Below are 12,554 nucleotides of genomic sequence, written 5' to 3'. Positions count from 1 at the left end.
GCCCCGAAGTCTCCCACCTGTCGGCGGCCACGCGCCGCGCCGCTCCCGGCCGTCCGCTGACAGCGCAACCCCCCTCGCGCCCCAGTGGTTGGATTGGGCGCGGTGCGTGGCTACCATCTACCACAGGAGGGGCGATGTGGCCCCGGTGGCATGAAGGGAGGTGGCCGTGTCTTTTCTCGACGACATCAAGGGCAAGGCTGAGGAACTCATCGGCGGCAATGCCGACGCTGTGAAGGGCGGCATCGAGAAGGCCGGTGATTTCATCGACGAGAAGACCGGTGGAAAGCTCGCCGATCAGGTCGATGGAGTCCAGCAGGCCGCCTCCGAATACGTGGGAGGCTTGGGTCACGCAACGCCGTGACCGCACCGACCGATGCCGCGCCTGCGCACGAATCCGCGCCCGTCGCGGAGCCGTCCGCGCCAGCTGAGGCGGCCGTCGAAGGAGCCTGAGCAGCCCGAAATCGTCACTGGGTGCCGGTACCGCCGCGAGGCGGGACCGGCACTTGGCGTTTGAGGTCAGGAGGGCTCGTGGCTCTGGCCCTCGCGGGCCAGGGCAGTGAGGCGCGAGACGGCGCGGAAGTACTTCTTCATGTAGCCGCCGGCCATCATCTCGGCGGTGAAGAGCTGGTCGAACGGCACGCCCGAAGCCAGAATCGGCACGTCCTTGTCATAGAGCCGGTCGGCGAGGACTACGAAGCGCAGCGCCGTGGCCTGGTGTTCGATGGTGTGGACGTCCTTCCACACGATCCCGTCGATCCCGTCGATGAGCTGGCGGTAGCGGCTCGGGTGGACTCCGGCGAGATGCTTCAAGAGTGCGCCGAAGTCGTCGACGGCGACCAGCCCGCCGTCGAACTCGGCATTCATCCGGGCGTCGAGCTCGCCGGTGGACAGCGGCGCCGGCGCCGCCGGAAGCCCGCGGTGGCGGTAGTCCTCGCCGTCGATGCGGACAACGTCGAACTGCTCGGCCAGGACTTGGATTTCGCGCTGGAAGTCGACGGCCGCGAAGCGGCCCTCACCGAGAGAACCGGGAAGCGTGTTCGACGTCGCCGCGAGCTTGACGCCGGCGTCGGCCAGTTCGCGCATGAGCCGGGACATCAGGACGGTATCGCCCGGATCGTCGAGTTCGAACTCGTCGATGCACACGAGCCGGTAGGAGCTCAGGGCCTCCACGGTCTTGCGGAACGAAAGGGCACCGACCAGGTTCGTGTATTCCACGAACGTGCCGAAGGCCTTGGGCCCCGGCGCTGAGTGCCACAGCGAGGCGAGGAGGTGGGTCTTGCCCACGCCGAATCCGCCGTCGAGGTAGATGCCCGCGCGCCCCTTGGGCTTGGAGCCGAAGAGCTTGGAGAAGAGCCCGCCATTGGAGACGGTGATGCCGTCGCCGAAAGCCTCGAGGGCCTTGACTGCGGCGGTCTGGCTTGGCTGGGCGGGATCCGGCCGGTAGCTGGAGAAGGAGACGTCGCCGAAACGCGATGAGGGGTGCAGGCCGGTCAGGAGCTCTTCGACGGACGCTCGAGGCGTGCGGGTGGTGAGGTGTTCGACAGTCGCCAAAGAATCCGTCCGTGGTCAAGGGGTCGCAGGGCCACCGGACAGCATATCGCGGCCACCGCCGCACGCGGCCGGTCTGTGCTCAACGGCACAGGGCCACGATCGGCCCTCGGCGCACGACCGATGTTGCGCTGCGTGACACCCAGCGAGACCACGCTGGAGCCATGGGCCGCGGCCCATGGCTACGCTTGAGGGGACCACTCAGGAGCGCGGTCCAGGACGTCTGTCCACGGGAGGCGAACGCCCGCCGTGACGAACCGCGCGCCCTGGCTCAGCCGAGCGAAAGGCACACCATGGGCTACCCAGTCGACAGCAGCGAGAAGTTCGCCGCCTACGCACATCCCGAGCGTCTCGTCTCCACCGAATGGCTCGCCGAGCAGCTCGCCGCCGGCGCGGCCGCGAGCGGCGGGCTCGTCGTCGTGGAATCGGACGAGGACGTGCTGCTCTACGAGACAGGCCACATCCCCGGTGCGGTCAAGATCGACTGGCACACGGACCTGAACGACGAAGTCGAGCGCGACTACGTCGAGGGCCCGGCGTTCGCCGAACTCCTCGCCGGCAAGGGCATCTCCCGGGACACGACCGTGGTCATCTACGGTGACAAGTCCAACTGGTGGGCCGCATACGCGCTCTGGGTGTTCACCCTGTTCGGCCATGAGGACGTCCGTCTCCTGGACGGCGGCCGCGACAAGTGGATCGCAGAGGGCCGCGAGCTCACGACCGAGGCGCCGGCTCCCGTACGAGGCGACTATCCCGTCGTCGCCCGCAACGACACCCCGATCCGTGCGTTCAAGGACGACGTCCTCGCGCACCTCGGCAAGCCGCTCATCGACGTCCGCTCCCCCGAGGAGTACTCGGGCAAGCGCACCCACATGCCGGCCTACCCGGAGGAGGGCGCCCTCCGCGGCGGCCACATCCCGACTGCGGCGTCGATCCCGTGGGCCCGTGCGGCCGCCGAGGACGGCACGTACAAGTCGCGCCAGGAGCTCGAGGACCTGTATCTGGGCGAGGCCGGCCTCGCGGCGGGCGACGACGTCGTGGCGTACTGCCGCATCGGCGAGCGCTCGAGCCACACGTGGTTCGCGCTCAAGTACCTCCTTGGCTTCGACACCGTGCGCAACTACGACGGCTCGTGGACCGAGTGGGGAAACGCTGTGCGCGTGCCGATTGTGAAGGGCGAATCGCGAGGCACCTGGCCGCTCAGCTGAGGCGCGGCAATCCTGCGGCCCCGATCGGGGAGGCGGAAAGGGCGGCCTGGCCGCTCAGCTGAGGCGCGGCAATCCTGCCGCCCAACCATGAGGCGCGGCAATCCGGAGTCACACAAGGCCCTGCCGACGGCGAACACACGCCGTTCGGTGGGGCCTTGCGCGTAGGCTGGAGGGGATGAGCACGAATACCATTCCCACCGCGCTGGCGGAGATCGTCGGCGACTTCCAGGCCGTGGACGAGCGCGACCGGCTCCAGCTCCTCCTCGAGTTCTCGCGCGCTCTCCCCGAGCTCCCTGAGCGGCTCAAGGACCACCCAGAGATGCTGGAGCAGGTCGTGGAGTGCCAGTCTCCCCTGTTCATCGCCATCGAGTCGGAGCCCGCCCCGGAGGGGACGCCGGCGCAGGCGGGTCCGGTGGTGCGGCTCTTCTTCTCGGCCCCACCGGAGGCCCCCACGACCAGGGGCTTCGCCTCGGTCCTCCACGAGGGTCTCGACGGGCTCACTGCCGCCGAGATCCTCGCTGTCCCGGATGACATGCCCGAGGAGCTCGGCCTCACACGACTCGTGAGCCCCCTGCGGATGCGCGGCATGTCGGCGATGCTCGGCCGGATCAAGCGCAAGGTGCGCGGAGAGTGCCCTCTGGGCTGACGTGGCTAAGAAGTCCAAGGCACCCCAGGGCCCGGGCACGCCGGCCACGACGGCGCTCGACGTCGCCGGGGTCGCGTACACAGCGCGCTCGTACGCCCACGATCCTGCGGCCGTGAGCTATGGGCTCGAGGCGGCCGAGGCCCTCGGGGCGGACCCCGCCCGTGTGTTCAAGACGCTCATGGTCGAGGTCGCGTCGGGCAGCGGTAGCCAGCTGTGCGTCGCCGTGGTGCCCGTGATCGGAAGCCTGGACCTGAAGGCCGCCGCCGCCGCATTCGGGGCCAAGAAGGCGGCTATGGCCGATCCCACTGCGGCTGAGCGCCGGACCGGCTACGTGCGGGGCGGCATCTCACCGCTCGGGCAGCGCCAGTCCTCGCCCACGGCCATCGACGATTCGGCGCTCGAGCACGAGACGGTGCTCGTCTCGGGAGGGCGGCGCGGCTTCGACATCGAGCTCGCGCCGGCGGACTTGGTGCGGCTCACCGGCGCCGTCGTCGCCCGGCTGCGCACCGCCGGCTGACCGGCACGGCCGGCTGGACAACGGCGAACGCCCTACTCGGTGCGCCCCGGCACCCTGCGAGGCGCGAGTACGTCCGCCAGCCACGAGCGCACGGTGGTCTCCCAGCGTTCCGGGTCCACGTTCCACTCCTTCGTGTGCCGCGCATGCCTGAACGTCTCGAGCGTGACCATCTCTGGGTTGCGCTTCGCTAGCTCGAGCGAGGGACCCACTGGCACGAAGTCGTCGTCGACGCTGTGCAGCACGAGGGTGGGGGTACGCAGTTCGACGGCGCGCGAGACCCAGTCCATGGCCCGGAAGTCGAGCGGGGCGGCGAGGCCCGTGAGGCGTCTGCCCCACGGCTGCCCGAGGAGGAGCTGCCCGAGCCGCCCGACCCCCGAGGGGATGCGGTTGAGACGGGCCTGGTACGCAAGCACATCCACCCAGTCCACCACCGGAGCGTCGAGCACGAGCGCGCGCACGTGCTCGCGGAGCATCGAGGAATCGGCGGTGCGCAGGCTGATGGCCCCGCCCATGGACCAGCCGAAGAGCACGACGTCGCGCGCACCGGCGTCGAGCGCGTACTGGATCGCGACTTCGACGTCGCGCCACTCGGTCATGCCGAGGCCGTACCGCCCGTCCGGCGTCGAGGGTGCCTCGCCGTCGTTGCGGTAGGAGATGAGCAGGCTCGGCATCCCGAGCGCGTGGGCGCTCGTCACGGCCCGCAGCCCTTCGCCCCTCATGGCGCCCCGGCCGTGGACCATGATGGCCCACGTCGACCGCGGGTCGGCCGCCGGAACATGCCAGGCCGGCGCCGAACCGACGTCCAGCGGGAGCATGACGTCCTCGTACTCGAGACCCACATCCGCAGGGGAGCTGAAGACGTAGCCGCTCCAGCGCGCCCGCACCGCCTTCGTGACATCGCCCGCGTACTCCGCGAGGACCCGGCGCGTCACGGTCGACTCCTCGGGCGTGAAGTCCTCGAGGGGCCCGAGGCGGACATGGCCGGCCCCACGGTCGAAGAAGAGGCTGTACTCGCCGTCGATCCGTGTCTCCCCGGTGGCCCGGAGGATGACCCGGCGCGCCGAGCCCTCGCCCTGGACGGCGAGGACCTCCTCGTCCTCTGCCTTGATCCGCTCGGGCGTGATGATGCGTCGGGCAAAGTACGCCGCGAGCGCCGAGCTCGACGCCGCCGCCGCGGACGCGAGCGCGAGTGCGCCGCCGGCGCCGAGGAGTGCCCAGACTGTGCGTGGGAGGGGCTCTGATGCGGAGCGCCTGACCGCGGACGGCTGTGGCAAGGACGGCTGCGGCAAGAGCAGGTGCGGCAAGGACGACGGCGCGCTGGTCACTCGGTCGGGCATGGACCCATTGTGGCAAACGCCAGGCGGTCGCGGCGCCCAGCAGGACCGGAGAGGACGCCACACCCCGTGCGGGAGCACGCCTCTCCCCCGCAGTACCCGCGCTGGCCTAGTCTGTGTTCATGAGCGCCCCGATCCTCATCCTGACCGAAGTTGCCCTAGGCCCGAGCGAGCGGGAGGCCGTCGAGGGCCTGCTGGCCAGTGGTGCCGCCGCGCTCGAGGTCCTCGTCCCCGCCGGACGCAAGCGCCGGCTCGTCATCGACTTCCTCGACCACCTCTCGATGCTCGAGTTCTCCAAGGCCGTCGGTGGACTCTCCGCCGGCGGGCCCGCGCCCGAGGTGGCGCGTTCGGTCGCCCAGACCGCTCTCGATACCTCGATCGCGGCCCTCCAAGGCCTCGGAACCGGCGTGACAGGCAGCATCATCGAGGGCGACCCCGTTCAGGCGCTGGCCGACAAAGCCGCAGCGACGGGGGCGGAGCAGGCCGTAGTCGTGACGCTCCCCCACGCGATCGAGGACACGTTCCATACGGACTGGGCGAACCAGGCCCAGCGGAAGATCGGCATCCCGGTACTGCATCTCTACGCCGGAACGGGATTCATCGGCGACTCCTGAGCGTTGGAGTGTGCATGGACACCACATCAGACTCCACGCCTGACGCCTCCGCCACGGACGTCCAGGGAAAGGTCCAGCGGACCGATGCCGAGTGGCGTGCCCAGCTCACGCCGGACGAGTACCGCGTGCTCCGCGAGGCCGGTACCGAGCGGGCCTACACGGGAGAGTACTGGGATACGCACACGAAGGGCTCCTACCGTTGCCGCGCGTGCGGCGCAGAGCTCTTCACGAGCACCACGAAGTTCGATTCGCATTGCGGCTGGCCCTCATTCTGGGCGCCGCTTGCCGATGATTCCGTCATCTACCTGCACGACCGGACGCTGGGCATGGACCGGGTCGAGGTCCGGTGCGCGACCTGCAACTCCCATCTCGGCCATGTCTTCGAGGGCGAGGGCTACGGGACGCCGATGGACCAGCGATTCTGCATCAATTCGATCTCCCTAGTGCTCGTTCCGGACGAGAGCTGAATCACACCCCCCGTTGAGGCGGGTCGCGCGCTGGCGAGGATCAGCGCGAGGCCCGCCTCCGTCGTCGCGCGTCCCCTCAAGCATAATTCTTTCTGATGCTCAAGCTATTTCAGACTCAGGCAACTAGGTATCTCGCTACGCTCGGGGCAGCTGATAGAAAGCGAGAGTGACATGACCGCCAACGCTGTCGCGACCCCCGTCGCATCGAATCCCCTGCTCCCCGTCCAGGCCGACCCCGCCTGGCTCGCCCTCAAGGATGCTGCGATCTGCCTCCAGGGCCTCCAGTCCCAGGATGGCTCCGTGCCCGAGTCATCGGACGCCGAGCATGCCAGGGTCCTGGTCGACACGATCGTCGCCGCCGTCGCAGCCCTCGCTCCCCGCTTCCCGCACGACGCCGAGTACCTCCGGCTGCTCCAGGAGGACTTCCGCTCGTGGGCAGCCACCGGATTCGGTGTGCCCGACTTCCTCGAGGCACTCGTCGCGTTCCAGCCCCAGCTTGATCGCGCCGACGGCCGGCAGCACCTCGTGGTCTTCCCGATGTACACCCAGAACGGAAGCCGCAACCGTTACGTCGAGGCCGTCCTCGTGGAGGTCGTGTGGCCCGAGTTCGTCGCCGAGCTCGAGTCCGGCGCCTACAGCAACAAGCTCTTCGTTCCGATCCGCTTCCTCGACTTCACGCCCGGATATGCGACGAATTCCGCCGTCCTGTTCCCCGAGACCGTCGCGATGCGTTCGATCCCGACGTTCACGTGGGGCGCCATCTTCGCCGACCGTGAGGCCGCGCGCTTCCGCCGCGTGCTCGACGCCGCCGCGAAGGTCACGAATCTCGAGCTGCCTGCCGATGCCGCCGAGCTCGTCACGGACCAGAAGCTGGCCCAGGAGACGTTCGTGATGTGGGACCTCATCCACGACCGCACCCACATGCGCGGCGACCTGCCGTTCGACCCCTTCATGATCAAGCAGCGCATGCCGTTCTTCCTCTACTCGCTCGAGGAGCTCCGCTGTGACCTCACGGCGTTCCGCGAATCAGTCAGGATCGAGCGGGACGAGAAGGCGGCTGCCGAGGCACGCCGGCACGCGAAGCTCGTCCAGTACGCCGTGATCTTCGACAGGATCTTCCGCTTCGCCATCACGGGAGGCCGGGTCCGCAACTACGACGGGCTCGGTGGGCAGCTGCTCTTCGCATGGATGCACCAGCACCACGTGCTCCACTGGACCGACACGAAGCTCGCGATCGACTGGGACCGGGTGCCCGAGGTGGTGAGCGCCCTCGGCGATTCGATCGACGAGCTGTACTGGCGTTCCATTGACCGCCCGAAGGTGGCACACTGGCTCGCAGCGTACGAGCTCGTCTCGAACACCGTGACCCCCCATCCGGCATCGAGGTGGGCCAAGGGCCCCGACGCCCTGCCCCTGACGGGGACGCCGCGCGAGATCACGGACCAGGTCCTCGACGACGAGTTCCCGCTGTCGATGTTCTACGAGGCCCTGGAGAAGAAGATGCGCTCCGTGATCGAGTCCACCGCCGGCATCACCGGCGACACCGCGCTGCCCGGCCACCCGGACGCCGCGTGAAGCCGGAGCCGACTCCGGGCCCGGGCGCGCAGGGCGCGGTCGTCGTCGTCGCTGGAGCCACCTCGGCTTCCGGGCGCGCGGCGGTCCGCGCCCTGCGCGCTGCCGGCGCTACGCCGATCGCCGTGGGCAGCGACGCCGCCCGGCTCGCCGCAGCGTTCGGGGAGCCGGGCCCGCGCGACGGCGCGGCCCAGCGAACCTGCGACCTCGCCGACTTCGGGGCTGTCCAATCGCTCGCCGCGGACGTGCGTGACGCCTTCGGCGGCGTTGACGGCGTAATCCACCTCGTGGGCGGATGGCGTGGCGGCGGGTCCTTCGCTGACCAGAGCGACGCCGACTGGGACTTCCTCGCCCGCGGCGGCATCACGACGCTGCGGAACACCTCCCGGGCCTTCTTCGAGGACGTCGCCGCGTCGCCGCGCGGGCGCTTCGCCATGGTGTCGTCCACGACGCTGGCCCGGCCCAGTGCCGCCAACGCGAACTACCAGGCCGCCAAGGCCGCCGCCGAGGCCTGGACGAGGTCGATGGCCCAGGGCCTCTCGCTCCTGGAGTCCGCGCGCACGGAGGATCCGAAACCTCAGACGAGCGCCGCCGTCGTACTCGCGGTCAAGGCGCTCCTCGACGAGGCGATGCGCGCCGCCGAGCCGAACCGCCGGTTTCCCGGCTACACGCACGTCGACGTCCTGGCTGCGCGCGCTGTGGCCCTCTTCTCCGACGATGCCGCCGACGTCAACGGCTCCCGCATCGATCTGACCGTCTGATCGATCTGACCGCCTGACCCCCGCTTCGACCTTAGGCTGTGACTGTGACTTCCCTCCCCCCTGCTTCTGACGTGTCCGCACCCGCCCTGTCCCCCTCGGCCCCGGCCGGGTGGCCCCTGCATGACGCCTCGGTCCGCGGCTTCGCGTCCGACAACTACTCGGGCGCCCACCCCGAGGTGCTCGCGGCTCTCGCGGCGGCGAACGGCGGGCATCAGGTCGCCTACGGCGAGGACGAGTACACGGCGCGGCTCCAGAGCGAGATGACCGTGCTCTTCGGCGCCGACGTCCAGGCCTACCCTGTGTTCAACGGGACGGGGGCCAACGTCGTGTCGCTCCAGTCGCTCGTGCCGCGCTGGGGCGCGGTCGTGTGCGCGACGACGGCGCACATCAACGTCGACGAGAACGGCGCCCCGGAGCGCGTGGGCGGGCTCAAGCTGCTGTCCGTGCCCGCAGAGGACGGCAAGCTCACCCCTGAGCTCATCGACCGCGAGGCCTGGGGCTGGGGCGACGAACACCGCGCACAGCCTCTCGCGGTCTCCATCACGCAGACCACTGAACTGGGCACGCGGTACTCGGTGGCCGAGGTCAAGGCGATCACCGACCACGCGCACGCCCTCGGCATGAAGGTCCATATGGACGGCGCACGCCTCGCGAACGCCGCCGCCGGCCTGGCGATCCCGGTCCGGGAGTTCACCACGGACGCCGGCATCGACGTGCTCTCGTTCGGCGGGACGAAGAACGGCATGCTCTTCGGCGAGTGCGTCCTAGCCCTCAGCCCCGAGGCATCGCGGGGCCTGACGTACCTGCGCAAGATGGACATGCAGCTCGCCTCCAAGATGCGGTTCGTCTCGGCGCAGTTCCTGGCCTTGCTGGAAGACGACCTGTGGCTGCGCTCGGCCGCCCACGCCAACGCGATGGCGGCGCGGCTGCGCGCAGCGGTCGAAGGAGTTGACGGCGTAGAGCTCACCCAGGCGACCGAGTCCAACGGGGTCTTCGCGATCCTGCCCGAGGGGGTCGCGGATCGTCTGCGCGCACGGTTCCGCTTCTACGACTGGAACCCTGCACGGCGCGAGGTCCGCTGGATGTGCTCCTTCGACACGACGGAGGACGACGTGGACTCGTTCGCTGCCGCGCTCAAGGAGGAAGTGGCCCGCTAGGCGGCTCGGCCTCCCGAGCGGGCCCGGCACCCAGCTCCGGCGTGCCGCTCCCCCCAGACTCGAGGGCCCGGCGTACCCTGTGATGGTGACCGCATCAGCACATCTGCCTGCGGACTTCTTGGCCGCCCTCCGTTCCTTGCGGAGTGCCACGAGCGCGGCTCGCCCGGGGGGCCTCCGCCTCGAAGAGATCCCGGCACCCGCACGGCTCGCCAAGTACGCCGTGGCGCTCGAGGCCGACGTCATCGAGGGAGACGAAGAGCTCGCCACGGGACGCTTCATCGTCCTGCACGATCCCGAGCCGCCCGAGGTGTGGGCGGGCACGTTCCGTGTCGTGACCTACATCCGGGCGCAGCTCGAGCCGGAGATGGGCAACGATGCGCTCCTGGGCTCGGTGGCATGGACCTGGCTCGTCGAGTCCCTCGAGAAGCACCACGCCCAGTACACCGCAGCGGGCGGAACGGCCACCCGTGTGCTGTCCGAGACCTATGGGACCCTCGCAGACCGCAGCGACACGATCGACATCGAGCTGCGGGCCTCCTGGACTCCGGCCGGCCCTGATCTCACCGACCATCTCGAAGCCTGGTGTGACATGGTGGCGACGTTCGCCGGGGTGCCACCACTCCCCGCCGGCGTCTCCGCGCTCCCCCGCCGGGGCCGCCGGGCCGAGTCCCGTTGACCGGTGAAATCCGACGACGGCGCTAGACTGGCGGAATCATGACCGCAGAGCCCCAGGACGACACCCACGAAAGCACGGGGACGGGAGCGGGCGGCGGACCGCGGACGGGCCCGGAGGCCGATCCGGGCTCGGAGCCCAGCAGAGCAGTTCCGAAGGACGCTCCGCAGAGCATCGTCGTCGACGGCTTCGAAGTGCCCATCCCGGCCGTCGTCGAGCTCGACGAACCGCGCGATGGCGTTCCGCTGGTCATCTCCACACCTGAGGGGCTCGAGCGCGCTGCCACCGCGCTGGCAGCGGGCACAGGTCCGGCAGGCGTCGACGCCGAGCGCGCCTCGGGCTTCCGCTACGGCCAGCGCGCCTTCCTGGTGCAGATCCGGCGCGATGGGGCGGGGACCTGGCTCATCGACCCCGAGGCGTTCGAGGACCTCGCAGTCATCAACGAGGCGCTCTCGGGCGTCGAGTGGATCATCCACGCCTCGACGCAGGACCTTCCCTGCCTGTCCGAGCTCGGGATGTGGCCCGATGCGCTGTTCGACACTGAGCTCGCCGCGCGTCTGGCGGGCCTTCCACGGGTGGGCCTCGCCGCCGTCGTCGAGCAGATGCTCGGGTTCGGCCTCGCGAAGGAGCATTCGGCGGCCGACTGGTCGACGCGCCCCCTCCCCGAACCCTGGCTGCGCTACGCGGCGCTCGACGTCGAGGTCCTCGTCGAACTGCGCGACGAGCTCGCGGACCTCCTCGAGTCTCAAGGCAAGCTCGGCATCGCTCAGGAGGAGTTCGCCGCGATCCTGGCCGCGGGCCTCCCCGAGCCCAAGCCCGAACCCTGGCGCCGCACGTCCGGTGTGCACCAGATCCGCGACCGTCGCGAACTTGCGGCCGTCCGTGAACTCTGGCTCGAGCGGGACGCTCTGGCCCAGAAGCGGGACATCGCCCCCGGCAAGCTCATTCCGGACTCTGCGCTCGTCGCCGTAGCCCGCGCGATGCCCACCACCGTGCCGCAGTTGCTCACCACGAAGGGGTTCCACGGACGGGCTGCGCAGCGCGAGGCACCGCGCTGGCTGAGGGCGATCTCGGCGGCGCGGCGCCTCGACGAGCTTCCCCCTCTCCACGTCTCCAGCTCGGGACCGCCTCCGCCCCGCGCGTGGGACGATCGCGATCCCGCGGCCGCCGCACGGCTCAAGACCGCCCGCCCACGCATTGCCTCGGTCGCCGAGGGCCTCGGGATGCCCACGGAGAACCTGCTGACTCCGGACTACCTGCGCCGGGTCGCCTGGCGGCCACCCGAGCCGCTCACCGATGAGTCCCTTGCCTCCGCCCTGCGGGACCTGGGCGCCCGCGAGTGGCAGATCGCGCGCGTGGTCCCCACGCTGCTCGACGCGTTCGAGCACCCCGAACCCCTCAAGCCGAAGGAGCGCGGGGCGTCCGGGGATCAATGAACCCGGCCTCATAGGCGGCGATGACCGCCTGCGTCCTGTCCCGGACCCCGAGTTTGGCGAGCACGGACCCGACGTGCGTCTTGACCGTCTCCGGCGCCAGGAACATCGTCGCGGCGATCTCGGCGTTGCTCATCCCTCGGGCCACTGCACGCAGCACGGCCTCCTCGCGCGGCGTGAGCCGGGCCCAGCCCTCGCCGCGTTGCGGCACCTCCTGCTCGGAGCCCTGCGCCGCGTGCGCGGCAAGGGCACGGATGGCCTCAGGGAAGACGAGACTCTCGCCCGCGGCAACTGCCTCGATGGCGGTGGCGAGTTCCTCGGGCCGGGCGCGTTTGAGCAGGAATCCCGACGCACCAGCCCGGAGCGCCGCGAAAACGTAGTCGTCGCTGCCGAACGTCGTGAGCACGAGAATCTTGGGCGGCGACGGCCGAGAGACAAGGATCCGGGTTGCCTCGATGCCGTCGATTCCCGGCATCCGCACATCCATGAGCACGACGTCGGGCCGGACCTCGCGCGCGACGCTCACCGCCTCCGCGCCGTCCGCGGCCTCGCCCACAACGTCGATTCCCCCGGCCGCGGCGAGCAGGGCCCGCAGGCCCGAGCGCGTCGTCGTCCGCGAGCACC

General features: G+C 70.1%; 14 protein-coding genes. 11 read left to right on the top strand and 3 right to left on the bottom strand.

Going from position 1 to position 12,554, the window contains the following annotated elements; all coding sequences use genetic code 11:
• Positions 1-166: 166 nt before the first annotated feature.
• A complete protein-coding gene (locus tag AB5L97_RS08760; protein WP_369047217.1) occupies positions 167-361 on the top strand; it encodes an antitoxin in 195 nt (64 codons plus the stop codon).
• Between the two features lie 155 nt (positions 362-516).
• Here the strand turns inward: AB5L97_RS08760 and zapE are convergent, their stop codons facing one another.
• Positions 517-1,551, bottom strand: a complete 1,035-nt coding sequence (gene zapE, locus AB5L97_RS08755; RefSeq protein ID WP_369047216.1) for a cell division protein ZapE — start codon at positions 1,549-1,551, stop codon at positions 517-519.
• A gap of 290 nt (positions 1,552-1,841) precedes the next feature.
• On the opposite strand from zapE, the gene AB5L97_RS08750 reads away from it, so the two are divergent.
• The 3 genes from AB5L97_RS08750 (at position 1,842) to ybaK (ending at position 3,919) form a co-directional block, all read left to right on the top strand.
• Entirely contained in the window at positions 1,842-2,756 is a 915-nt protein-coding gene (locus AB5L97_RS08750; protein WP_369047215.1) for a sulfurtransferase, read from the top strand.
• Positions 2,757-2,931: 175 nt separating this feature from the next.
• Complete coding sequence (locus tag AB5L97_RS08745) at positions 2,932-3,402, top strand: SufE family protein (protein WP_307956530.1); 471 nt, start codon at positions 2,932-2,934, stop codon at positions 3,400-3,402.
• Between the two features lies 1 nt (position 3,403).
• The gene (ybaK, locus tag AB5L97_RS08740; RefSeq protein WP_369047214.1) at positions 3,404-3,919 is read left to right on the top strand and encodes a Cys-tRNA(Pro) deacylase; all 516 of its coding nucleotides are present in this window, start codon (positions 3,404-3,406) and stop codon (positions 3,917-3,919) included.
• 32 nt (positions 3,920-3,951) lie between these two features.
• Here the strand turns inward: ybaK and AB5L97_RS08735 are convergent, their stop codons facing one another.
• A complete protein-coding gene (locus AB5L97_RS08735) occupies positions 3,952-5,256 on the bottom strand; it encodes an alpha/beta hydrolase family protein (protein WP_307956532.1) in 1,305 nt (434 codons plus the stop codon).
• A 119-nt stretch (positions 5,257-5,375) separates the two neighbouring features.
• Here AB5L97_RS08735 and AB5L97_RS08730 point away from each other — a divergent pair, with 119 nt between their 5' ends.
• The 7 genes from AB5L97_RS08730 (at position 5,376) to AB5L97_RS08700 (ending at position 11,933) form a co-directional block, all read left to right on the top strand.
• Positions 5,376-5,867 (top strand): hypothetical protein, encoded by a 492-nt coding sequence (locus tag AB5L97_RS08730; protein WP_307956533.1) that lies wholly within the window; start codon positions 5,376-5,378, stop codon positions 5,865-5,867.
• A 14-nt stretch (positions 5,868-5,881) separates the two neighbouring features.
• Complete coding sequence (gene msrB / locus AB5L97_RS08725; RefSeq protein WP_369047213.1) at positions 5,882-6,334, top strand: peptide-methionine (R)-S-oxide reductase MsrB; 453 nt, start codon at positions 5,882-5,884, stop codon at positions 6,332-6,334.
• Between the two features lie 171 nt (positions 6,335-6,505).
• Positions 6,506-7,909, top strand: coding sequence for a DUF6421 family protein (locus tag AB5L97_RS08720; protein ID WP_369047212.1), 1,404 nt, complete (start codon positions 6,506-6,508; stop codon positions 7,907-7,909).
• Entirely contained in the window at positions 7,906-8,667 is a 762-nt protein-coding gene (locus AB5L97_RS08715; protein WP_369047211.1) for an SDR family NAD(P)-dependent oxidoreductase, read from the top strand. Before AB5L97_RS08720 ends, AB5L97_RS08715 begins: the two co-directional genes overlap by 4 nt.
• Positions 8,668-8,753: 86 nt before the next feature.
• Complete coding sequence (locus AB5L97_RS08710; RefSeq protein ID WP_369047394.1) at positions 8,754-9,824, top strand: threonine aldolase family protein; 1,071 nt, start codon at positions 8,754-8,756, stop codon at positions 9,822-9,824.
• 82 nt (positions 9,825-9,906) lie between these two features.
• Positions 9,907-10,500, top strand: a complete 594-nt coding sequence (locus tag AB5L97_RS08705; RefSeq protein ID WP_307956537.1) for a DUF3000 domain-containing protein — start codon at positions 9,907-9,909, stop codon at positions 10,498-10,500.
• A gap of 38 nt (positions 10,501-10,538) precedes the next feature.
• Positions 10,539-11,933, top strand: a complete 1,395-nt coding sequence (locus AB5L97_RS08700) for an HRDC domain-containing protein (RefSeq protein WP_369047210.1) — start codon at positions 10,539-10,541, stop codon at positions 11,931-11,933.
• Here AB5L97_RS08700 and AB5L97_RS08695 read toward each other — a convergent pair.
• Complete coding sequence (locus AB5L97_RS08695; protein ID WP_369047209.1) at positions 11,896-12,486, bottom strand: response regulator; 591 nt, start codon at positions 12,484-12,486, stop codon at positions 11,896-11,898. The genes AB5L97_RS08700 and AB5L97_RS08695 overlap by 38 nt on opposite strands.
• Positions 12,487-12,554: the final 68 nt, after the last annotated feature.

This window comes from Sinomonas sp. P10A9 (assembly GCF_041022165.1).
Taxonomy (GTDB): Bacteria; Actinomycetota; Actinomycetes; order Actinomycetales; family Micrococcaceae; genus Sinomonas; species Sinomonas puerhi.
Note: the sequence above shows the minus strand (reverse complement) of the source record. Positions and strands in the feature narration are given on the sequence as shown.

Coding starts and splice junctions, on each gene's coding strand:
- AB5L97_RS08750 (WP_369047215.1), top strand. CDS start 1,842: ATGGGCTACCCAGTCGACAGCAGCGAGAAGTTCGCCGCCTACGCACAT.
- AB5L97_RS08745 (WP_307956530.1), top strand. CDS start 2,932: ATGAGCACGAATACCATTCCCACCGCGCTGGCGGAGATCGTCGGCGAC.
- AB5L97_RS08735 (WP_307956532.1), bottom strand. CDS start 5,256: ATGCCCGACCGAGTGACCAGCGCGCCGTCGTCCTTGCCGCACCTGCTC.
- AB5L97_RS08730 (WP_307956533.1), top strand. CDS start 5,376: ATGAGCGCCCCGATCCTCATCCTGACCGAAGTTGCCCTAGGCCCGAGC.
- msrB (WP_369047213.1), top strand. CDS start 5,882: ATGGACACCACATCAGACTCCACGCCTGACGCCTCCGCCACGGACGTC.
- AB5L97_RS08720 (WP_369047212.1), top strand. CDS start 6,506: ATGACCGCCAACGCTGTCGCGACCCCCGTCGCATCGAATCCCCTGCTC.
- AB5L97_RS08705 (WP_307956537.1), top strand. CDS start 9,907: ATGGTGACCGCATCAGCACATCTGCCTGCGGACTTCTTGGCCGCCCTC.
- AB5L97_RS08700 (WP_369047210.1), top strand. CDS start 10,539: ATGACCGCAGAGCCCCAGGACGACACCCACGAAAGCACGGGGACGGGA.